Origin of the sequence: Comamonas sp. A7-5 (genome assembly GCF_039581385.1) — a bacterium.
GTDB lineage: Bacteria > Pseudomonadota > Gammaproteobacteria > Burkholderiales > Burkholderiaceae_C > Comamonas > Comamonas thiooxydans.
On record NZ_JBCPWO010000002.1, the window covers coordinates 232,202 to 252,815 of the forward strand.

Sequence of the window (20,614 nt, forward strand, 5' to 3'; positions counted from 1 at the left end):
ACAAGCACCCCAAAAAACAGGAGCTGCTTGCGCTGATTGAATAAGGATTTCAGGTTGAAAACAATCTGAAACCATTGATCATCAAGCGCAAGCAGCTCCTTTTTTATTAAGCACTTCGGGGGAACTTTGCTGACGCAGAGGGCTTCCAAATCGCACTACTCTTGATTGTCGTTTGGGAGCATTCCTATGCTGATTCGTCACAGCAACCAAGGCTTTGAGCATCCACTGGGCAGCGAGATCACGCCTCAGACCCAATACCTGCAGCGCCGGGACTTTCTGCAGACCCTGGCCATGGGGGCGGCGGGCGCCACCTTGGCCGGCTGGGCCGGCCGCGATGCGCTGGCTGCGGCCGATCGCGTGCATCTACCCGCCCTGAAGGGCGTGGCCAGCAAGGTGGCCGGCGCCATGACCGTGGAGGCGACCACCAGCTACCAGGACGTGACCAGCTACAACAACTACTACGAGTTCGGGCTCGACAAGGACGAGCCCGCACGCAATGCACACACGCTCAAGACCCGGCCCTGGACGGTGCGCATAGAAGGCCTGGTGCAGAAGCCACAGACCCTGGACATCGAAAGCCTGCTCAAGCTCGCGTCCATGGAAGAGCGCATCTACCGCCTGCGCTGCGTGGAGGGCTGGTCCATGGTCATCCCCTGGGTGGGCTACTCGTTGTCCGAACTGCTCAAGAAAGTGCAGCCGCTCTCCGGCGCCAGGTATGTGGAGTTCGTCACCCTGGCCGACAAGGCCCAGATGCCAGGACTCAGAAGCGGTGTGCTGGACTGGCCCTATACCGAAGGCTTGCGGCTGGATGAGGCCATGCACCCGCTGACGCTGCTGGCCTTCGGCATGTATGGCGAGGTACTGCCCAATCAGAATGGTGCGCCGCTGCGCCTGGTCGTGCCCTGGAAATATGGTTTCAAGAGCGCCAAGTCGCTGGTGGCGATCCGCCTGACCGACAAGGAGCCGGGCACCGCCTGGAACAAGGCGGCACGCAACGAGTACGGCTTTTATTCGAATGTGAATCCCGAGGTCGATCATCCGCGCTGGAGCCAGGCCACCGAGCGGCGCATCGGTGAGGGCGGGCTGTTCGCCAAGCGCCGCAAGACTCTGCTGTTCAACGGCTATGGCGATCAGGTGGCGTCGCTGTATGCGGGCATGGACCTGAAGAAGTTCTACTGATGCAGGCCTGGTTGCTCAAGCCCTGGGCCAAGCCACTGGTCTTCATGCTGTGCCTGCTGCCTTGCGCATGGCTGTTATATGCGGCGTTCACCGACGGGCTGGGGGCCAATCCGGCCGAAGCCCTGCTGCGCAGCACGGGCGACTGGACCCTGCGCTTTCTCTGCATAGTGCTGGCGGTGACGCCGCTGCGCCAGATCAGCGGCTGGAATCTGCTGGTGCGTTACCGGCGCATGCTGGGCCTGTATGTGTTCTTCTACGCCTGTCTGCACCTGCTTTGCTATGCCTGGTTCGACATGGGGCTGGACTGGGGCGATATCGTGGCCGATATTCCCAAGCGCCCGTTCATCTTGGTGGGTTTCAGCACCTGGGTACTGCTGCTGGTGCTGGCCGTCACCTCGCCAAAGTTCATGCTCAGGGCTCTGGGCGGCAAGCGCTGGCAATGGCTGCACCGAGCAGTCTATGTGGCGGTGCCGCTGGCCTTGCTGCATTTTTTCTGGATGCGCGCCGGCAAGAACAATTTTGGCGAGGTGGCCGTCTATGCAGCCATTCTCGGTGCCTTGCTCGGCTGGCGAGTGCTGCGTGCACTCAGAAGCAATCAACCTGCCACGGCGCGCAGCGGCGGACGTACCTGACGCGAGATCGGATCGATCTCTGCCGAAGGCAGCTGGTAAGCGCGCTGGTCGAACAGGTCGATGCCGCATTGCAGGCCTTCGAGCCAGTTGAACAGGTCGCCAATCGCCTGTTTGCCCATGATGGGAGCGCCATGCTGGGGCACGATCATGTCTATGGGCAACTGCCGTGCCATCTGCACCCATAGTCTCAAAATCTTGTTGGAGACCATGTAGCGGCGATGAAAGCCTTCCATGCGTGCAATATGCGGGGCGAGGTCGGTGACGGGCTTCTGCGCTTCTGCGCCGGTGGTCAGAGAGACGCCCAGGTCGCCCGTGAACAGAATCTTGCTGATGGGGTCGTAGAAGTGGAAGTTACCCTCGGCATGGAGAAAATGCGCGGGCAGCAGCACCAGCTCGCTGTGGCCCAGAGGCAGGCGTCCGCCCGAGTCAGGTACGCCAATGACGCGGTTTTCCGTTTTGCCCACCTTGGTGAAGTGCGGTGCAAAGCGCTCCCAGATGCGCGAGATGACCAGTTGTGCGCGCGTGCTGCTCATCCAGCGATCCAGCGAGGCGATGATGTCCGGGTCGGCATGCGAGGCAATCAGATAGGCGAGCTTTTGCGGCGGGAAATGCCGCGACATGCCCATGAACAGCTCGTTGAAAGCCAGGTTGCCACCGGGATCAATGATGGCGCCCGTGCCGTTGTCCACGATCAGGAACTGGTTGGCCTGAATCGCCTGACCGTCCTCCTCGATGAGGTCGGTGAACATCAGACAGACGTGGTTTTTGTCGCGATAGAGCTCAATGGACATGGCAGTTTGTCAAAGGACAAGATGCCATCACTCTAGAGAGTAAGTCCGGGCGCCATGTTGATGTGCATCAAGCCTCAGGGCTTGGCATCGGTCTGGGGAATCTCGTTGGCCTCTATCGGCGTGGCTTTCGTTGCAAGTGTTGCTGCGCTGGAAGGCTTGGTGGAAATGCCCAGTGTTTCGGGTAGCGTGGCGCGCCCCTGCGCCGCAGGATCTGTAGGCAGATAGAGCGGGCCTTTTTGCCCGCAGGCGGAAAGTGCTGCCAGGGACGCCGCACAAGCCGCAAGGGCAATGCTCCTGACTAAAATTTGGTTGGCTTTCAACATGGGCAAATTGTAATGACTGACCTTGAATATCTGGATCGCGCCGACCAACTTCTGCTGGCTGTGGAGCAATGCTGTGATCGCATCAATGACGAAACCGATGCCGACCTTGATGCACAGCGTGTGGGCGGCATGGTGACTTTGGTGTTTGCCAATCGCAGCCAGATTGTCATCAACCAGCAAAAACCCCTGCATGAAATCTGGCTGGCGGCCAAGGCAGGTGGCTTTCACTATCGCTTTGACGAAGACAAGAAAGTCTGGCTGGACACCAAGGGTGCTGGCGAGTTCTTTGCCAATCTGACGCAATATGCAAGCGAGCAGTCGGGCATGGCTCTGGAGTTCAAAGCCCTGGCCTGAACATTCAGGGTGCTGGAATAAAAAAGCCTGCCTCGATGAGAGGCAGGCTTTTTGCTTTGCGAGGGCTTAGTTTCTGAACAGGTCCAGAATGCGGCTGCGCTCCTCTGCGGCTGGCGGCTGGGTGGCACCCGGGCCTGCGCTGCCAGGATCGGAGGCGCCTTCCATGCCGAGGCTGGAGACGCCGCCGTTGCGGGCGTTTTCTTCGTAATACCAGTCGCCGCCCATATTGACCACGCCGGGCGGGGTTTGCACTTCGGCGACGGGGACTCCCTTGAGCGCATGCTGCATGAAATTGATCCAGATGGGCAGGCTCAGGCCGCCACCTGTTTCGCGCGAGCCCAGGTTGCGCGGGGTGTCGTAGCCAATCCAGGAGACAGCGGCAATGCTGGGCTGGTAGCCGGCAAACCAGGCGTCCACCGAGTCATTGGTGGTGCCGGTCTTGCCATACAGGTCGGGGCGCTTGAGTGTGGCCTGGGCACGTGCAGCCGTGCCCACGCGTGCCACATCATTGAGCAGGGTGCCGGTGAGGAAGGCATTGCGCTCGGGGATGGCTTGGGGCAGCTCCTTCACCGCAGGTGGGGTGAACTCGGAGAGGATGCGACCCTTGTGGTCGGTCACGCGGGCAATCAGCCAGGGGTTGATACGGTGGCCGCCGTTGGCAAACACCGAATAGGCTCCCGCCATCTGCAGCGGCGTGACGGAACCGGCGCCCAAAGCCATGGTCAGGTAAGCGGGCTGTTTGGCGGCTTCAAAGCCAAAGCGCGTCGCCCATTCCTGTCCGGTCTTCGGACCGATGGCCTGAAGCAATCGGATGGAGATCATGTTCTTGGACTTGTTCAAGCCCGTACGCATGGTCATGGGGCCGTCGTAGCGGCCGTCGTAGTTCTTGGGCTCCCAGGGCTGACCACCAGTGGTTGCCGCACTGAAGAAGATCGGTGCGTCATTGATCATGGTGGAGGGCGAGAAGCCGTGCTCCAGCGCTGCCGAGTAGATGAAGGGCTTGAAGCTGGAGCCGGGCTGGCGCCAGGCCTGGGTCACGTGGTTGAACTTGTTCTTTTCGAAGTCGAAACCACCGATCAGCGCGCGGATGGCGCCGGTTTGCGTGGACATGGCCACAAAAGCGCCTTCGACTTCGGGCAGCTGGGTGATTTCCCAGGCACCCTTGGCGTTCTTGATGGCGCGGATCACGGCACCGGGGCGGATCTTGATATTGGGCGGTGCCTTGGGGCTGAGGCCGGATTCGGCAGGCTTGAGGTTGTCGCCCGTGATCTCGAAATGGGTACCGTCCGCACGGGCCGCGACAATCTTGCGCGGCGAGGCTTCCAGCACCACGGCTGCAACCACATCGCCGTTGTCGGGATGGTTGGCCAGGGCATCGTCGATGGCGTCTTCCAGCTCCTGAGCGTTGACTGGCAGAGTGATGAACTTCTCGGGGCCGCGGTACTTCTGGCGGCGTTCGTAGTTCATGATGCCTTCGCGCAAAGCCTTGTAGGCAGCCTCCTGTTCACCGGCATTGAGGGTGGTGTAGACGTTCAGGCCGCGGGTATAGGCGTCGCTGCCGTATTGGGCAAAGATCAGTTGACGGGCCATTTCAGCCACGTACTCTGCATGTACACGGGTCGAATTGGCGGCAGTACGCAGCTTGAGCGGCTCTTCGCGGGCCTGCTTGGCCTGCTCTGCGGTGATGAAACCGTTTTCCTCCATGCGCTCGATGATGTAGAGCTGGCGGATGCGGGCGCGCTTGGGGTTGCTGATCGGGTTGTAGGCCGATGGAGCCTTGGGCAGGCCGGCCAGCATGGCGGCTTCGGCCACCGTGATGTCCTTGAGCGGATGGCCGAAATAGGCTTCGCAGGCAGCTGCAAAGCCATAGGCACGGTTGCCAAGGAAAATCTGGTTCATGTAGATCTCGAGGATCTGCTCCTTGGTAAGCAAGTGCTCAAGCTTGAAGGTCAGCAGGATTTCGTAGATCTTGCGGGTATAGGTTTTCTCGGAAGAGAGGTAGACATTGCGCGCGACCTGCATGGTGATGGTGGAAGCGCCCTGGCTCTTGACCTTGCCCAGGTTGGCCAGCGCAGCACGCAGCATGCCCTTGTAGTCCACGCCGCCATGCTCGAAGAAGCGGGTGTCTTCGATGGCCAGCACGGCATCCGTCATGACCTTGGGGATCTCGTTGATGGGCGTCAGGGTGCGACGCTCCTCCCCAAATTCACCCAGCAAAGCGCCTTCGCTGGAGTACACCCGCAGCGGTAGCTTGGGGCGGTAGTCTGCAAGTTCGGAGACATCGGGAAGATTGGGGTAGGCCATGGCCAGCGCCACAGCCACGGCCAGCAAAACGGCCAGGGCAGCGGCGACGGCAATTCCGATCAGCCAGAAAATGGAACGCGGCAGCCAGTGCATGCGTTTTTTGGGAGTTTGAGATCCAGGCGCAGGTGCCTGGTGAGCAGAATGTTCTGATGGCGGCATTTCGCAGTATTGGCAAGGGGTAGGACATTATAGAAATGCCGCCCGGAAAAGCATCGTGGCGGCCGGGGAGGGGCCGCGCTTTGATTGAATCCTAAATCACAGGGTAAGCACCAGTATGCGCAAGGGCTGAGGTTCTTGCGGTTTGACGTTACACAAGTTTGTCTTTTTTTGACCACGAAATACGGTGAACAGCGCTGCAGCAAAGCATGTGCTGCTATAGCTTGCTGCTAGGATCCCGGGGTATTGCTGGCTTTTGTTTCCATTCTTACAAACTTGGGGGGGCATGTTGATTGCTCTGAGTTCTTTATTCAGCCGTCAGCCTGCACCTTTGCTTGGCATTGATGTCAGCTCCTCCAGCGTGAAGCTGGTCGAGCTGGCCAAAAGCAAATCCGGCGAGTGGCAACTGGAGCGTTGTGCGATTGAGCCTCTTGAAAAAGGCTGGATCACCGACGGCAATATTGAGAAATTTGATGAGGTGGCGGAGGCCGTGCGCCGGCTGGTCAAGAAAAGCGGAACGCGTACAAAGCAAGTGGCCATGGCGTTGCCAGCTGCTGCTGTGATTACCAAGAAGATCACCTTGCCAGCCGGCTTGACCGAGCTGGAAATGGAAGTTCAGGTCGAGTCCGAAGCTAATCAATACATTCCGTTCTCGCTCGATGAGGTGAGCCTGGATTTCTGTGTCATAGGCCCGTCGCTGGTGTCGCCTGGCGATGTGGATGTGCTGATTGCTGCATCGCGCAAGGAAAAAGTGCAGGACCGCCAGGGCCTGGCCGAGGCTGCCGGTCTCAAGCCCATGGTGATCGATATCGAGCCCTACGCCGCCCGAATGGCGGCAACGCGTCTGGTGTCGCGTTTGCCCAATGCCGGGCGTGACGCTGTCGTGGCGCTATTCGAGGTGGGCGCGATGACTACCAGCATGCAGGTGCTTCGCAATGACGAGGTGCTGTATGAGCGTGATCAGGCCTTTGGCGGTGCACAGCTTACCCAGTTGATTGCACGCCAGTACGGTTTTTCTCCGGAAGAGGCGGAGGCCAAGAAGCGCAGCGGCGAATTGCCGGACGACTACGCGGCTGGTGTGCTCAAGCCCTTCGTGCAAAGCCTGACCCAGGAAGTGGCGCGAGCGTTGCAGTTCTTCTTCACGAGTACTCCCTATAACCGCGTCGATCATGTGTTGCTGGCAGGTGGATCGTCGTCTTTGCCGGGGCTGGTGGATGCCGTCAGCCAGCAGACTGGATGTGCCTGCAGTCTTGCCAATCCCTTCGAAGGCATGGAAATTGGCAGCGGCGTGCGTCTGAAGAAGATGGCTCGTGAAGCGCCGTCCTATCTGACCTCTTGCGGTTTGGCCATGCGGAGGTTTCAAGAGTGATACTGATTAACCTTTTGCCGCACCGCGAGGCGGCCAAGAAGCGCCGTAAAGAAGCGTTTCAGGTCAATATGGTGCTGGGCGCACTGGGTGGACTGCTGATCGCAGCACTGATTTACTGGTACTTCCAGATGATGATCGAGGGCCAGCAGAACAAGAACAATCTGCTGCGCTCCGAAATCAAGGTCCTGGAAACACAGATCAAGGAAATCGAGGGGCTTGAGGCCGAAATCACCGCTCTGCGTGCACGGCAGAAGGCGGTGGAGGATCTGCAGTCTGACCGTAACCTGCCGGTGTACATGCTCAATGAGCTGGTCAAGCAACTGCCGGACGGTGTCTACATCAGCAGCATCAAGCAAGAAGGCCTGTCGGTGACCATGCAGGGAACTGCACAGTCGAATGAACGTATTTCCGAGATGCTGCGCAATCTTACGGATGGCTCGCCCTGGTTCTCCAAGCCGGAGCTGATGGAAATTGTGGCCAAGACGGTTGATGTGACTGCCAAGGATAAGCGCCGTGCAGCTGCATTCACATTGCGCTTCAATCTGACCAGGGCCAGCGATGCGGAGAAGAATCTGCTTGCTGCAAGCTCTTCTGTGAAAGCGCAGTGATGGCAAAAAAGAAGAAATCTCTGGACATCGATTTCGCTGCGCTGCAAGAGAGAATTCAGCGCCAATTCCGGAATCTGGATCCCAATGACCCTTCGGTCTGGCCAGCCTTGCCCAAGGCACTGCTGTATGTTGCCGTTGCAGTCGCTGTCGCAGCCTTGCTGTGGTTCGTCGTTCTGAAGGATTACGAAGCAGAGCTCGACGCCGAGCGTGCGACCGAGGTGACTCTGCGCGAAGACTATTCCAGGAAAATGGTCAAGGCAGTGAGCCTGGAGGGCTTGAAGAAGCAGCGCGAGCAGGTGCAGCAGTATGTGACGCAGCTGGAAAAGCAACTGCCCAGCAAGGCGGAGATGGCGGCTCTGCTTTCCGATATCAACCAGGCCGGCTTGGGGCGTAGTCTGCAGTTTGAAGTATTCCGCCCTGGCGCCATGGTGACCAAGGAGTACTACGCCGAGCTGCCAATCACCCTGAAGGTGACGGGGCGCTATCACGACATCGGTGCTTTTGCCTCGGATATCGCTTTCCTGTCCCGTATTGTGACCTTGAACAATCTGTCCATCGCCCCGGGCGGCAAGGACACGGATGTGCTGTCCATGGATGCCACGGCACGGACGTTCCGATATCTGGATGCGGACGAAGTCAAGGCGCAGCGTGACGCGGCCAAGGGGAAGAAATGAGCAGAGCATTCTTGAGCCCTGTCTGGCTGGTCCTGATGAGCAGTGCTTTGCTGGCGGGTTGCACCTCCTCCGAGGAGGAGCAACTGCGTGAGTGGATGGCCCAGGAGCGTGCCAATGCCAAGCCTCGCGTGACTCCTCTGGAGGAGCCCAAGCCTTTCAAGCCCCAGGCCTATACAGGGGCTGATGGCATGGATCCCTTCAATCCGCTCAAGCTGATCCAGGTGCTGCGCAAGGAGTCTGCGCAATCCAACATCAGCACGGCGTTGCTCACGCCAGAGCTGAGTCGCCGCAAGGAGCCGCTGGAGGCCGAGCCGCTGGACACCATGACCATGGTGGGCAGTCTCGACAAAAAGAACGTGCCCACGGCCTTGGTCAAAGTCGGCGGCCTGCTCTATCAGGTACGTGTCGGCAACTATCTGGGGCAGAACTACGGAAAGATCACCAAGATTACGGAAAACTCCATCCAGCTAAGAGAAATTGTCCAGGATGGCGGTGGTGACTGGATTGAAAGAACAAGCACTTTGGAGTTGCAGGAGGTCGGCAAATGATGGGTATTAATCGCAGCACTATGGCGAAGGCCCGTTGGGGTCTGACCCTGAGCGGCCTTTTGCTTTCTTCGGCAGCTTGGGCGCAAGCCCGCATTGAGGCTGTTACAGGCGCTTTGCAGTCAGGCTCCGAGGTCGTCCGTGTCGAGCTGTCCGAACCGCTGGCTGCAGACCCGACCGGATTCGTGGTTCAGTCTCCGGCGCGTATCGCTCTGGATTTTCCGGGTGTGAGCAATGGCTCGGGCAAGTCGTCGCTTGAATTCAATCAGGGCAATCTGCGCTCGGCAAATCTGGTGGAAGCATCGGGTCGCTCACGCCTGGTATTGAATCTGAAGACGGCTACGACCTATCGCTTGCAGCGCCAGGGCAAATCTTTGCTGATCTTGCTTGATCCCGCAGGTGCCGCGACAACCGCTGCAGCTGCGGCTCCTGTCATGGCTCCGGTGTTCGAGAACAAGACGGCAGCCTCTGACGCAGCTCCGATTCGCGGTATCGACTTTCGCCGTGGTAGCGATGGCTCCGGCCGGGTTGTAGTCAGCCTTGGCAGCAGCCAGGTGGGGGTGGATCTGCGGCAGGAGGGCAAGGGCCTGACGGTGGACTTCCTGCGTACAGCCCTGCCTGAAAATTTGCGCAAGAAGCTCGATGTGGGGGATTTCGGTACGCCTGTGCAAACGATATCGACCACTCAGCAAGGCGATCGTGTTCGGATGCGCATTGACCCTGTGGGTGACTGGGAGCACAGCGCATACCAGAGCGACAATCAGTTCGTGGTGGAAGTGCGCCAGAAAAAGGTCGACACCAGCAAGTTGACGCAAGGCCCGGGCTACAGCGGCGAAAAGCTGTCGCTCAATTTCCAGAATATTGAAGTGCGCTCTTTGCTGCAGGTCATCGCGGACTTCACCAACTTCAATATCGTCACCTCGGATACGGTGACAGGTGCCTTGACTCTGCGTCTGAAGGATGTGCCTTGGGACCAGGCTCTTCAGATCATCATGGATGCCAAGGGGCTGGGCATGCGCAAGTCCGGCTCCGTGCTCTGGATCGCTCCCAAGGACGAGATTGACGCGCGTACCAAGCGTGACTACGAAGCGGCCATGGAGATCCAGAAGCTGGAGCCTTTGCGCACGCAAGGCTTCCAGCTCAACTATGCAAAGGCGGCGGACATCCTGCAGCAGATCACGACTTCGACAGGCGGCGGTGGTGCAGGCAGTACAGGGTCCAGCACGCGCTTTCTGTCATCGCGCGGCTCCGCTATTTCCGAGCCACGCACCAATCAGCTGTTTGTGACGGATACGCCGACCAAGCTGGAAGAAATGAAGGCTTTGCTGGCAACGCTGGATGTGCCGGTGCGCCAGGTCATGATCGAGGCCCGCATTGTGGAGGCACGCGATACCTTTGGCCGTTCGCTGGGTGTGAAGTTCGGCGGAGGGGCTGTTGGCAGCAATGCCTCCATGACATCGTCTCAGTTCCTGCCTGACAGCGGATCAGGATCAAGCTCCAAGTTCCCCAGTGGCAATTTCGTCAACTTGCCAGCCAGTGTTTCGGGAATCAACACTGTGGGGCAGGTCGCATTCTCTGTCTTCAATAGCTCGATGACGCGTTTCCTGTCCCTGGAGCTGTCCGCTTTGGAAGCAGAAGGTGATGGCAAGATCATCTCCAACCCCCGCCTGGTGACGGCAGACCAGAACAAGGCATTGATCGAGCAAGGCACGGAATACCCATACTCCGTGACTGCGCCGAATGGCGCCACGACCATCTCGTTCAAGAAGGCCGTGCTGAAGCTGGAAGTGACTCCGCAAATTACCCCTGAAGGCGACATCATTCTGGATCTGGATGTGAACAAGGACAGCCGCGGTGAGACCACGACTCAGGGCGTCGCCATTGATACCAAGCATGTCAAGACCCAGGTGCTGGTCGAGAATGGCGGCACGGTCGTGATTGGCGGTATCTTTGAATTGGAGGAGACCAACCAGCTCAACAAGGTACCGCTGTTCGGAGATCTGCCTGTGTTGGGGCATTTGTTCCGTAGCAACACCAAGGCTTCGAGCAAGCGTGAAATGCTGGTTTTCATCACTCCCAAGATGCTGAGCCAGGCGCGCAGCACCAGCAAATAACTGTTATCAGTTTTTACATAGGGCCCGCACGAGTTGATGCGGGCCTTTTCATTTGTAATATCTGCGGGCTGCGAGAATCATGGGCTGGCCAGATTGGCGGATGACGGTAACGCGATGACTGTTCTAAAGAAATTTCATATTGCCCTTGTGGGTTTGCCAGGCTCCGGCAAATCCACCATCGGACGCTATTTGGCCAAGCGTTGGTCTATGCCTTTTGTGGATGTGGACGTGGCCATCGAAGAGCATATCGGCTGCACGATTCGCGATTTTTTTGCCAAGGAAGGCGAGTCCAGATTCAGGGATGTAGAGCAGGAGGTGCTGGCAGCGTTGCTGGCGCGACCTGAGAAAACGGTGGTTGCCACAGGTGGCGGTGCCGTGCTGAAGGCTGAAAACCGGCAGGAGCTGGCCGAGCATGCACAGGTGGTCTATCTGAGTGCATCACCGCATGAGATTGCCAAGCGCCTGCAGCGGGATACTCAGCGTCCCTTGCTGCAAGTGGACAATCCTTTGCAGCGCTTGCTGGATTTGCATGCCATCAGAGATCCGCTCTACAAGGAGGTTGCGGATTTTGTGGTGGCGGGCAGCGGCCTGTCCGCCACGCAGGTGGCCCAGCGAGTGGCCATGCAGATTGAGCTCGGTCAGCATTCCTGATTGCGCTGAAAAGCTTGTTGGTCAATACACTGCGTGTGGTTCCTGCTATGTATTTTGAGAGAGGTTGAACGTGGAAACGGTGCATATTGATCTGGGAGAGCGCAGCTATCCCATCGTGATTGCAGAGGGCTTGCTGGCCCAGAGCTCCACTTGGCAGGCATTGCCCAAGGCGGCGGCGGCTCTGGTCGTGACGAATGATGTCGTGGCCCCGCTTTATCTGTCTGCGCTCAAGCAGGCCTTGAGCGGCCAATACGCCCAGGTTCACGAGGTGGTGTTGCCCGATGGCGAGGCGCATAAAGACTGGCAGACTCTGAACCTGATTTTTGATGCCCTGCTGCAGCATGGTTGTGACCGCAAGACGGTGCTGTTTGCACTGGGCGGCGGTGTTGTGGGGGATATGACGGGCTTTGCTGCCGCCAGCTATATGCGTGGCGTGCCTTTTGTGCAGGTGCCGACCACGCTGCTGTCCCAGGTCGATTCCTCGGTGGGGGGCAAGACTGCCATCAACCACCCGCTGGGCAAGAACATGATTGGAGCCTTCTACCAGCCGCAGCTGGTGCTCTGCGATCTTGCTACGCTGGATACCCTGCCAGAGCGCGAGTTGAGCGCAGGTCTGGGGGAAATCATCAAATACGGCCCTATTGCCGATATGCAGTTCTTCGACTGGCTTGTGCAGAACATGGATGGCCTGCTGCGCCGCGATCGCGACATGCTCGCCCATGCCGTCAAGCGAAGTGTGGAGATCAAGGCCTGGGTCGTGGGGCAGGACGAGAAGGAAGCGGGTCTGCGCGCGATTCTCAATTTTGGCCATACCTTCGGTCATGCGATCGAGGCCGGCATGGGCTACGGCAACTGGCTGCACGGTGAAGGTGTGGCGGCAGGCATGGTGATGGCGGCGGAGCTGTCCCAACGTCTTGGCCTGGTGGAGGCGAGCTTTGTCTCGCGTCTGCGCAAGCTGATTGAGCGAGCGGGCTTGCCGGTGCGCGCAGCGGTCATCGATGCCCAGGACAATGCTGGTCGCTATCTGGAGCTGATGCGGGTCGACAAGAAATCCGAAGCCGGTGAAATCCGCTTTGTGCTGATCGATGGTCCCGGCAAGGCGGTGATGAGGTCGGCACCCGACGCGCTGGTGCGTGAAGTGATCGATAGTTGCTGCGCTTGATGGATGGCGCTATGTGAGCAGACCCTGGGGGAAGCGAGCCCATAGCTGTTAGAGTCATCGCATCGAGTTGTTGAGGCGATTTGCATGACCGCTCTGGCTTCCTACGCCTGCCATCCCCAGCAAAGCCGCGGGCGTCGCTTTGCTGAGCCCCCGGCTCCCACGCGCAGCGACTTTCAGCGCGATCGGGATCGCATTGTTCACTCCTCGGCCTTCAGGCGACTGGTTTACAAGACCCAGGTCTTTGTGAATCATGAGGGCGACCTGTTCCGAACCCGGCTCACGCATTCTCTGGAAGTGGCGCAGCTGGGGCGCTCCATCGCGCGTTCTTTGCGGCTGGATGAAGACCTGGTTGAAGCCATCTGTCTGGCGCATGATCTGGGGCACACACCTTTTGGACATGCGGGGCAAGACGCGCTCAATGAGTGCATGAAGCCTCATGGCGGTTTTGAGCACAATCTGCAAAGTCTGCGTGTAGTGGACAGGTTGGAGGAGCGTTATCCTGCCTTTGACGGTCTGAACCTGACTTTTGAAACGCGCGAGGGAATTCTCAAGCATTGCTCGCTCAGCAATGCGCAATTGCTGAATGCACGTGAGCCCGGCGGCGTGGCTCAGCGTTTTCTGGATGGCACTCAGCCTTCTCTGGAGGCACAGCTATGCAATCTGGCGGATGCGATTGCCTATAACGCCCACGATGTGGACGACGGCGTTCGATCGGGTCTGATCACCATGGCCCAGCTGCGTGAAGCCGTGCCTTTGTTTGCCCGCTATTACGCCTCGACATTGGCGGATTGGCCCGATCTGGCTCTGCCGGATGCTCAGCGCAAGCTGCTCTATGAGAGCATTCGCCGCATGCTCAGTGACCAGGTCTATGACGTCATCCATCACTCACAGGCCGGTATTGAGCAGGCGGCTGTGCGCTCGGTGCAGGAGGTTCGTCAGCATGATCGGACGCTGATCGGTTTCAGCGAAGAGATGAAAGCTCAGTCCCTGGTGCTAAAGCAGTTCTTGTTCAGGCAGCTCTATCGGCACCCTCAAGTCATGCAGACCATGAGCAGTGCCCAGCAAGTTGTGAAAGAGCTGTTTGCCGCTTATATGGTGGAGCCTGAACGCATGAAGCCGCGCTTTGTTCAGCGTGCCCATATCGTCACTACCCTGCATGAACGTGCGCGAGTGGTGGCAGACTTTATTGCGGGTATGACTGATCGTTATGCGGCGCGCGAGCATGAGCGCATCACCGGGCTTAAGCTGCTGGGCGAGGCCTGAAGGAAGCTCGCCAACGGTCTTGCTGCCAGTGGCGAGCATGGCACAGGCCGGATCGCTAAAATAGCGGTTCTGTGTATCTAGAGCCGGAATATTTCCCGCCCAGTGCGCATTCTTTGGGGGCGATGGCCCCCGTTTGCATTTTGGAGGGCCCTGTCATGACCGAAACTTCAACCATCGCCGATCAGGCTTTCCCGCCGGAGCTTGTGATTGCGGATACCGTGCGCTGGCTGGAAAAGGCCGTGATAGGTCTCAACCTATGCCCTTTCGCCAAAGGCGTGCATGTCAAGGCTCAGATCCACTATGCCGTCAGCGATGCGACCGATGCAGAGGCGGTTGCCGAGGCCCTGCATCGCGAGCTTGAAGCCCTGGCCGAAGCCAACGCAGAAAAACGCGACACCACACTGCTGATACTGCCCCATGCCCTGCAGGATTTTCTGGACTTCAATGACTTTCTTGAAGTGGCGGATGCCATGATCGAGGAGCTGGATCTGGGTGGTATTTTGCAGGTCGCCTCGTTTCATCCTCAATTTCAGTTTGAGGGCACGGATGTGGACGACGTTACCAACTGCACCAATCGTGCTCCCTATCCCATATTGCACTTGCTGCGCGAAGACAGCATCGACAAGGCTGTGGAGGTGTTTCCGGAAGCCGAAACGATATACGAGCGCAATATGGAAACGCTGGAAAAGATCGGCATCGAAGGCTGGCTGGACCTGGATGTCGGGGCCCGCTGCCCCGTGACCGGCCATGGTCAGACGAAGGCAGAGAAGTGATGGGCAAGACTGATAAAAAGCAGAGCCTGCAAAAGCCCGCCAAAGCCGGGGCACTTGATATCGCCGAGCAACTGGGGCTCAAGCCCGGCCAGAGCCTTGAGCTGCTCAAGGCCCTGCATATCCTCACGCGCGAGGGAAAGCTCAATCAGGATTCGCGCCGCAAGCTCAAGCAGGTCTATCACCTCTATCAGTTCATCGAGCCTTTGCTTGCCGAGCTGTCCAAGGATGGGCATGCCGTGACATTGGCTGACCATGGTGCGGGCAAGTCCTATCTGGGGTTCATTCTTTACGACCTGTATTTCAAGGCCTTGGCTCAGGGCCGGATTTTCGGTATCGAGACGCGGGCGCCTTTGGTCGAGGCATCTCAGAAGCTTGCGGCTGAACTTGGCTTCGAGCGCATGGAGTTTCTCAATATGTCGGTGGCCGAGTCCACGCGGGCAGACTTCATGCCTTCGCAGTTTGACGTGGTCACGGCCTTGCACGCCTGCGATACGGCGACCGATGATGCGATAGCCTTCGGGCTGGAAAAGCAGGCCAAGGCCATGGTGCTGGTGCCTTGCTGCCAGGCCGAGGTAGCTGCATGCCTGCGCCAGACCAAGGCCATGAGCCTGGCGCGCACTCCGCTGGCCGAGTTGTGGCGTCACCCGATCCACACTCGCGAGATGGGCAGTCAGATTACCAATGTGCTGCGCTGTCTGTATCTGGAGGCTTGCGGCTACCAGGTCACGGTCACCGAGCTGGTGGGCTGGGAGCACAGCATGAAAAACGAATTGATTGTGGCCCGGTACACGGGACAGAAAAAGCGCAGTGCAGCGCAACGCCTGCGTCAGCTGCTCGCCGAGTTTGGACTGGAAGGTCTGGCTGGCGTGCGCTATCCCCATTTGCAGCAAACCAGCACGGTCTGAGCAGACTTGAAGCATGAGCTCTGCCGGGCCCGCTGCTTGTGATGCTCAGTGACTTTCCATCAGGCGCTTCATCAGCTCCTGCGTTGACGCGTCCACTCCTTCCCAGTCATTGTGGTTCTGGCGGGCATGAAGCTGCTTTGCCAGCTTCTTGCCCAGTTCCACACCCCACTGGTCGAAGCTGTTGATGTCCCATATGGCGCCAGAGACAAAAATGCGATGTTCATACAGCGCAATCAAGGCGCCCAGAGAGGCGGGATCCAGTCTTTCAAGCATCAGGAAACTGCTGGGGCGATTGCCGTCGCAGTCTTTTTCCAGACCTTCGCCGCAGCGCCCCACCATCAGCGCCTGGGCCTGGGCAATCGCGTTGACTACCAGGCTTTGATGGTGCTCGCCCAGGTATTTGCCCCCGTCGCGCAGGGCAATGAATTCGACCGGTATGACATCCTGCCCCTGGTGCAGCATCTGGAAAAAAGCATGCTGCCCATTGGTGCCGGGCTCGCCCCAGATCACCGGTGCCGTGGGAGCTGTGAGCCGAACGCCATTCTTGTTGATGCTTTTGCCATTGCTCTCCATCTCCAGTTGCTGCAGATAGGCCGTCAGGCGGCGCAGTCCATGGCTGTATGGGGCGATGCAGCGGCTGGAAAACTGGCAGAAATTGCGATACCAGATGTCCAGCAGTCCCAGGCGCACCGGGAGATTGCTCTCCAGAGGGGCTGTGAAAAAGTGGGCGTCCATCGCGTGCGCGCCGCCCAGTAGCGCCCTGAATTGCGCCGAGCCTATGGCGATGGCGATAGGCAAGCCGATGGCGGACCACAGCGAAAAGCGTCCGCCTACCCAGTCCCAGAAGCCCAGAGTGCGCTGTATGCCGAACTCTGCTGCCGCCTGTGTATTGGTGGTGAGGGCCACGAAGTGTCGGTCTATCGAGCATGGGGCCTGCGGATCTTCGCTGCCGCCATGATCGAGAAACCACTGCCTGGCCGAGCGAGCATTCAGCATGGTCTCGGCCGTGGTGAAGGATTTCGAGGCAATCAGAAACAGCGTGCTTTCCGGTTTGACCCGGCGCAGCACATGTCCCAGCTCGTGGCCGTCCACATTGGAGACAAAGTGAAAGTTCTTGTCCTGGTCTATCCAGTCCTCAAGGGCATTGACTACGACTTCCGGACCCAGGTGCGAGCCGCCGATGCCGATATTGACGATATCGGTGATCTGTTGGCTGCCCCTGATCTGATCGGCCAGGGCGAGCATGTTATCCAGCGTGTCGTGAACTTCACGCAGCGCCGAATGCATGTCCTGGGGCCAGGACCGAAGGACGGGGGACTGGGCGAGCTGCCCGCCGTTTGCAGGAGTGCGCAGCAGCCAGTGCATCGCGCTGCGCTGCTCGCTGGTATTGATGGCTGCGCCGGCCAGCATGGCGTCGCGCTTGCTCGCGAGTCGGCTCTCGACGGCAAGCTGCCTCAGCAAGGCCTCGGTCTCGCCAGTCCATAGGTTCTTCGACAGATCAGCGAAGACATGTGGCGCCTGCATGCTCAGGGCGTCAAGACGCTGCGGGTCTTGTGCAAAAGCCTGGCGCAAATCCAGATGCTGGATCTGCGCCCGGTAATGGGTTTGCAAAGCCTGCCAGGCAGGCAGCTCGTGACAAAGAGTCGTCAAAGGAAATTTCCGTCAATCTGCAGCCGCTTGCTGCATCAATGCTTCCAGCTTCAGGGTGTCCGCGGTAAAGGCGCGAATGCCTTCGGCCAGCTTTTCGGTGGCCATGGCATCTTCGTTCAGCGCAAAGCGAAACGAGGCCTGGTCATACAGAACGCGTTCCTGCGGCTGGGCTCTGGCCTTGTCCGGGTCCAGGGCGCGGGTCAAAGGCATGGCGTCGTCCTGCTGTGCGCGGAGCTGGGCCAGCAGCTCAGGTGCAATGGTAAGCAGATCGCAGCCCGCCAGAGCCAGAATCTGGCCGGTATTACGAAAGCTTGCACCCATAACCTCGGTGGAAACATCGAAGTGCTTGTAATAGTCGTAGATTTTCTGTACGGAGCGCACGCCCGGATCATTGGTGCCGGCCATGGCGGCCTCATCCCATTGCGTGCCGGCCTGCTTTTTGTACCAGTCGTAGATGCGGCCCACAAAGGGCGAGATCAGCTGGACCTTGGCCTGGCCGCAGGCAACGGCCTGACAGAAGGAGAACAGCAGCGTCAGATTGGTGTGAATGCCGCGCTGCTCGAGAATGCGGGCCGCTTCAATCCCTTCCCATGTGGCGGCGATCTTGATGAGCACGCGCTCGGTGTGGATGCCTGCGGCCTGATACAGCTCGATCAGTCGCTCGGCGCGCGTGACCGTGGCCACGGTGTCGAAAGACAGGCGGGCATCGACCTCGGTAGAGACACGGCCGGGTATGGTGTTCAGAATCTCGCAGCCGAAGCGCACCAGCGTTCGGTCCATGATTTCGTCCAGCCCCCGGTCTTTGAATTGCGCCACGGTGGCGCGCATCAGCGGCGCATATTCGGTCTTTTGAACCGCTTTGAGAATCAGGGATGGATTGGTGGTGGCATCTTGCGGTTGAAACTGCGCCAATTGATGAAAATCACCGGTGTCCGCGACCACGGTCGTGAATTGCTTGAGCGCCTCCAACTGATTCATGTCCATCCTTTGCTGTGTTTCAAACTAACCAGCAAGTGTAGAGCGTGAATCCCAGATTGAAAACGAGGCTGCCGCCACTCTGTTTGATGATGTATCAAGGCAAACCCTGCTGAATATGCGCGCTTGCCTATTTATTTGCGGAAATATTCAAGTTTTGCTGCCATTTTGCGAGGCATGAGGCGCTTCGGTCTTATGCTCGCTTTTTTCTGCACTCATTCATTGCCTTCCACCTCATCTGCGCCAATATGCTTGATCGGATTACTGCCTCCCTTCCGTCCCTGGCGCCTGCAGAGCAGCGTGTTGCACGCTTGGTACTGGCCGATCCGCGGGCCTTCGCGCATCTGCCGGTGCGAGAGCTGGCAGTGCGGGCACATGTCAGCAAACCCACGGTGGTGCGCTTTTGCCGCAGCATGGGTTATGACGGCCTGGCGGACTTCAAGCTCAAGCTCGCGGGCAGCGTCAGCGAAGGCGTGCCCTTCATCCATCGCAGTGTGGACAGCGATGACAAGACCAGCGATGTCATGGTCAAGGTGGTGGACAACGCGGTTGCAGCTTTTCTGCAGTACCGCAATGCTGCCAGCACGGCGGCCATAGAGCAGGCTGCGCAGGCAATTGCCGCGACCTGGCAGACCGGCAAGCGCATCGAGTTCTACGGCGCCGGGAACTCGGGCATCGTGGCGCTGGATGCCCAGCACAAGTTTTTCCGCCTCGGTGTGACCAGTCTGGCCACCAGCGATGGCCATATGCAGGTCATGAGCGCTACCTTGCTGGGGCCGGGGGACTGCGTGGTCATCATCTCGAACTCCGGCCGTACGCGAGATCTGATGGATGCCGCAGATATCGCCCGCAAGAACGGAGCCACCACCATCGCCATCACGGCCAGCGGCTCGCCTCTTGCCTCCGCTTGCCAGGTGCATCTGGCTGCCGATCATCCCGAAGGCTACGATCGCTACAGTCCCATGGTCTCGCGGCTGCTGCACCTGCTCATCATCGACGTGCTGGCGACCTGTGTGGCTTTGCGCATCGGGCCGGCACTGCAGCCGGCGCTGGAGCAGATGAAGAACAATCTGCGCGCCAAGCGCTATACCTGAGGGCCAGCAAAGGCGCGGCCTGTGCGCGTCGAGATGGCAAGCAAGAGAGCTCTCTTATTGAGAGCTTCTATCGCCTTTCCATAAATGGTTTCAAGCATAAAACACATTGAAATCATTCTGGGAAAGGCGCTTTAAGCTATCAAAATTAAAAAGCATCCAGATCCCGAAGGCTTGCAGGGTGCGCGCCGGACGAAGGCGATGCATCTGCGGCTTGGGGACTTAGCTTGCCCGGGCAGCAGCTCGGATCGAGCCGCTTACACGGAGGCGACGCCCACGGTCATGCCGCCGCAGACATAGAGCACCTGTCCGGTCACAAAGCCGCTGCGCTCGTCGAGCATGTAAGACACGGCATGGGCCACATCCTCGGGAGTGCCCACCCGCTTGACGGGTACGGAAGCAATGATCTTCTGCGTGCGCGGGGCGTCGGGCGGATTGGCCTTGTCGAACAGCTCGGTGCGTATCGGGCCGGGGCCTATGGCGTTGGCCGTGATGCCCCATTGGCCCAGCTCCAGCGCCCAGACGCGGGTCATGCCGATCAGACCGGCCTTGGTGGCAGCGTAGGCTGTGCGCAAGTCCTTGCCCAGCGCGGCGCGCGAGGACATGTTGACGATGCGCCCGAACCCCGCTTGCTTCATGCCGGGCAGCAGGGCCTGCATGCACTGGAAGGCGCAGCGCAGGTTCAGCGAGACGGCCAGGTCGAACTCGGCCAGGGTCTGCGAGGCGGCGTCGTTGGGTACGACCACGCCGACGTTGTTGATCAGGCGCGTGATGGGGCCGGTTTCCAGAGCCTGACGCAGGGCGCGGGCCGTGTCCTCGGCATCGCTGAGGTCGGCCTGTATGCCGCCGGGAACGTGATCGACCACGCGGTCGATGATGATGGGCTCGTAGCCGTCGGCGCGGCAGCGCTCGGCAGCGGCGGCGCCGATGCCGGCTCCGCCACCGGTGATCAACACGCGAGGGCGGTCAGTAAGGGAGGCGCTCTGGGAAGACATGGCAATAACTTTCAGACGGAAAACGGGGCGGTTGCGACAGGCGCGGGCCCGGGAGGGCAACAGCAACCGCCGGCATGCGCCGGCAGTGCTGGGGCCGGGA

At 59.2% G+C, this 20,614-nt stretch carries 20 protein-coding genes; 14 read left to right on the forward strand and 6 right to left on the reverse strand.

The window, feature by feature from the left end; genetic code table 11:
* Positions 1 to 186 precede the first annotated feature (186 nt).
* Together msrP and AAIL67_RS03995 are read left to right on the forward strand one after the other, a co-directional pair.
* Positions 187 to 1,179, forward strand: a complete 993-nt coding sequence (gene msrP / locus AAIL67_RS03990; RefSeq protein ID WP_034390599.1) for a protein-methionine-sulfoxide reductase catalytic subunit MsrP — start codon at positions 187 to 189, stop codon at positions 1,177 to 1,179.
* Positions 1,179 to 1,811, forward strand: a complete 633-nt coding sequence (locus AAIL67_RS03995; RefSeq protein ID WP_063661871.1) for a protein-methionine-sulfoxide reductase heme-binding subunit MsrQ — start codon at positions 1,179 to 1,181, stop codon at positions 1,809 to 1,811. Before msrP ends, AAIL67_RS03995 begins: the two co-directional genes overlap by 1 nt.
* Here AAIL67_RS03995 and AAIL67_RS04000 read toward each other — a convergent pair.
* Both AAIL67_RS04000 and AAIL67_RS04005 read right to left on the reverse strand, forming a co-directional pair.
* Positions 1,775 to 2,602 carry an MBL fold metallo-hydrolase gene (locus AAIL67_RS04000; protein ID WP_059439788.1) on the reverse strand — a complete coding sequence of 276 codons (828 nt, stop codon included), beginning with the start codon at positions 2,600 to 2,602 and terminating at the stop codon, positions 1,775 to 1,777. The two genes, AAIL67_RS03995 and AAIL67_RS04000, sit on opposite strands and share 37 nt — an antisense overlap.
* Before the next feature lie 74 nt (positions 2,603 to 2,676).
* Positions 2,677 to 2,925, reverse strand: a complete 249-nt coding sequence (locus AAIL67_RS04005) for a lipoprotein (protein WP_082877269.1) — start codon at positions 2,923 to 2,925, stop codon at positions 2,677 to 2,679.
* A gap of 12 nt (positions 2,926 to 2,937) precedes the next feature.
* Here AAIL67_RS04005 and cyaY point away from each other — a divergent pair, with 12 nt between their 5' ends.
* On the forward strand, positions 2,938 to 3,279 hold the full coding sequence (cyaY, locus tag AAIL67_RS04010; RefSeq protein WP_003061987.1) for an iron donor protein CyaY: 342 nt from the start codon (positions 2,938 to 2,940) through the stop codon (positions 3,277 to 3,279).
* Positions 3,280 to 3,345: 66 nt separating this feature from the next.
* Here the strand turns inward: cyaY and AAIL67_RS04015 are convergent, their stop codons facing one another.
* Positions 3,346 to 5,676, reverse strand: coding sequence for a penicillin-binding protein 1A (locus AAIL67_RS04015; protein ID WP_343483445.1), 2,331 nt, complete (start codon positions 5,674 to 5,676; stop codon positions 3,346 to 3,348).
* 352 nt (positions 5,677 to 6,028) lie between these two features.
* Here AAIL67_RS04015 and AAIL67_RS04020 point away from each other — a divergent pair, with 352 nt between their 5' ends.
* The 10 genes from AAIL67_RS04020 to AAIL67_RS04065 all read left to right on the forward strand — a co-directional run bounded on the left by AAIL67_RS04020 (position 6,029) and on the right by AAIL67_RS04065 (position 15,803).
* Positions 6,029 to 7,108 carry a pilus assembly protein PilM gene (locus AAIL67_RS04020; protein WP_003061991.1) on the forward strand — a complete coding sequence of 360 codons (1,080 nt, stop codon included), beginning with the start codon at positions 6,029 to 6,031 and terminating at the stop codon, positions 7,106 to 7,108.
* The gene (locus tag AAIL67_RS04025; protein ID WP_012837038.1) at positions 7,105 to 7,716 is read left to right on the forward strand and encodes a PilN domain-containing protein; all 612 of its coding nucleotides are present in this window, start codon (positions 7,105 to 7,107) and stop codon (positions 7,714 to 7,716) included. The genes AAIL67_RS04020 and AAIL67_RS04025 overlap by 4 nt, the downstream gene beginning before the upstream one ends.
* A complete protein-coding gene (locus AAIL67_RS04030; protein ID WP_034381535.1) occupies positions 7,716 to 8,390 on the forward strand; it encodes a type 4a pilus biogenesis protein PilO in 675 nt (224 codons plus the stop codon). The genes AAIL67_RS04025 and AAIL67_RS04030 overlap by 1 nt, the downstream gene beginning before the upstream one ends.
* Positions 8,387 to 8,938 (forward strand): pilus assembly protein PilP, encoded by a 552-nt coding sequence (locus AAIL67_RS04035; RefSeq protein WP_034357416.1) that lies wholly within the window; start codon positions 8,387 to 8,389, stop codon positions 8,936 to 8,938. The genes AAIL67_RS04030 and AAIL67_RS04035 overlap by 4 nt, the downstream gene beginning before the upstream one ends.
* A complete protein-coding gene (locus AAIL67_RS04040; RefSeq protein ID WP_343483446.1) occupies positions 8,935 to 11,049 on the forward strand; it encodes a type IV pilus secretin PilQ in 2,115 nt (704 codons plus the stop codon). The genes AAIL67_RS04035 and AAIL67_RS04040 overlap by 4 nt, the downstream gene beginning before the upstream one ends.
* Positions 11,050 to 11,163: 114 nt before the next feature.
* Positions 11,164 to 11,700, forward strand: coding sequence for a shikimate kinase (locus tag AAIL67_RS04045; protein WP_034381543.1), 537 nt, complete (start codon positions 11,164 to 11,166; stop codon positions 11,698 to 11,700).
* A 64-nt stretch (positions 11,701 to 11,764) separates the two neighbouring features.
* Positions 11,765 to 12,862 (forward strand): 3-dehydroquinate synthase, encoded by a 1,098-nt coding sequence (aroB, locus tag AAIL67_RS04050; RefSeq protein ID WP_343483447.1) that lies wholly within the window; start codon positions 11,765 to 11,767, stop codon positions 12,860 to 12,862.
* Between the two features lie 84 nt (positions 12,863 to 12,946).
* Positions 12,947 to 14,125 (forward strand): deoxyguanosinetriphosphate triphosphohydrolase, encoded by a 1,179-nt coding sequence (locus AAIL67_RS04055; protein ID WP_063661863.1) that lies wholly within the window; start codon positions 12,947 to 12,949, stop codon positions 14,123 to 14,125.
* A 155-nt stretch (positions 14,126 to 14,280) separates the two neighbouring features.
* Positions 14,281 to 14,898 carry a DUF1415 domain-containing protein gene (locus tag AAIL67_RS04060; RefSeq protein ID WP_003062011.1) on the forward strand — a complete coding sequence of 206 codons (618 nt, stop codon included), beginning with the start codon at positions 14,281 to 14,283 and terminating at the stop codon, positions 14,896 to 14,898.
* Positions 14,898 to 15,803, forward strand: a complete 906-nt coding sequence (locus AAIL67_RS04065; protein ID WP_343483448.1) for an SAM-dependent methyltransferase — start codon at positions 14,898 to 14,900, stop codon at positions 15,801 to 15,803. Before AAIL67_RS04060 ends, AAIL67_RS04065 begins: the two co-directional genes overlap by 1 nt.
* Positions 15,804 to 15,848: 45 nt before the next feature.
* Here AAIL67_RS04065 and pgi read toward each other — a convergent pair whose 3' ends face one another.
* Both pgi and tal read right to left on the reverse strand, forming a co-directional pair.
* Positions 15,849 to 17,453, reverse strand: coding sequence for a glucose-6-phosphate isomerase (pgi, locus tag AAIL67_RS04070; protein WP_063661859.1), 1,605 nt, complete (start codon positions 17,451 to 17,453; stop codon positions 15,849 to 15,851).
* A 12-nt stretch (positions 17,454 to 17,465) separates the two neighbouring features.
* Positions 17,466 to 18,431: a transaldolase gene (tal, locus tag AAIL67_RS04075; protein ID WP_063662087.1), complete on the reverse strand. Its 966-nt coding sequence runs from the start codon at positions 18,429 to 18,431 to the stop codon at positions 17,466 to 17,468.
* A 245-nt stretch (positions 18,432 to 18,676) separates the two neighbouring features.
* On the opposite strand from tal, the gene AAIL67_RS04080 reads away from it, so the two are divergent.
* Positions 18,677 to 19,522: an SIS domain-containing protein gene (locus tag AAIL67_RS04080; protein WP_003058703.1), complete on the forward strand. Its 846-nt coding sequence runs from the start codon at positions 18,677 to 18,679 to the stop codon at positions 19,520 to 19,522.
* Positions 19,523 to 19,776: 254 nt separating this feature from the next.
* Here the strand turns inward: AAIL67_RS04080 and AAIL67_RS04085 are convergent, their stop codons facing one another.
* Positions 19,777 to 20,514, reverse strand: a complete 738-nt coding sequence (locus AAIL67_RS04085; RefSeq protein WP_034357427.1) for an SDR family oxidoreductase — start codon at positions 20,512 to 20,514, stop codon at positions 19,777 to 19,779.
* Positions 20,515 to 20,614: the final 100 nt, after the last annotated feature.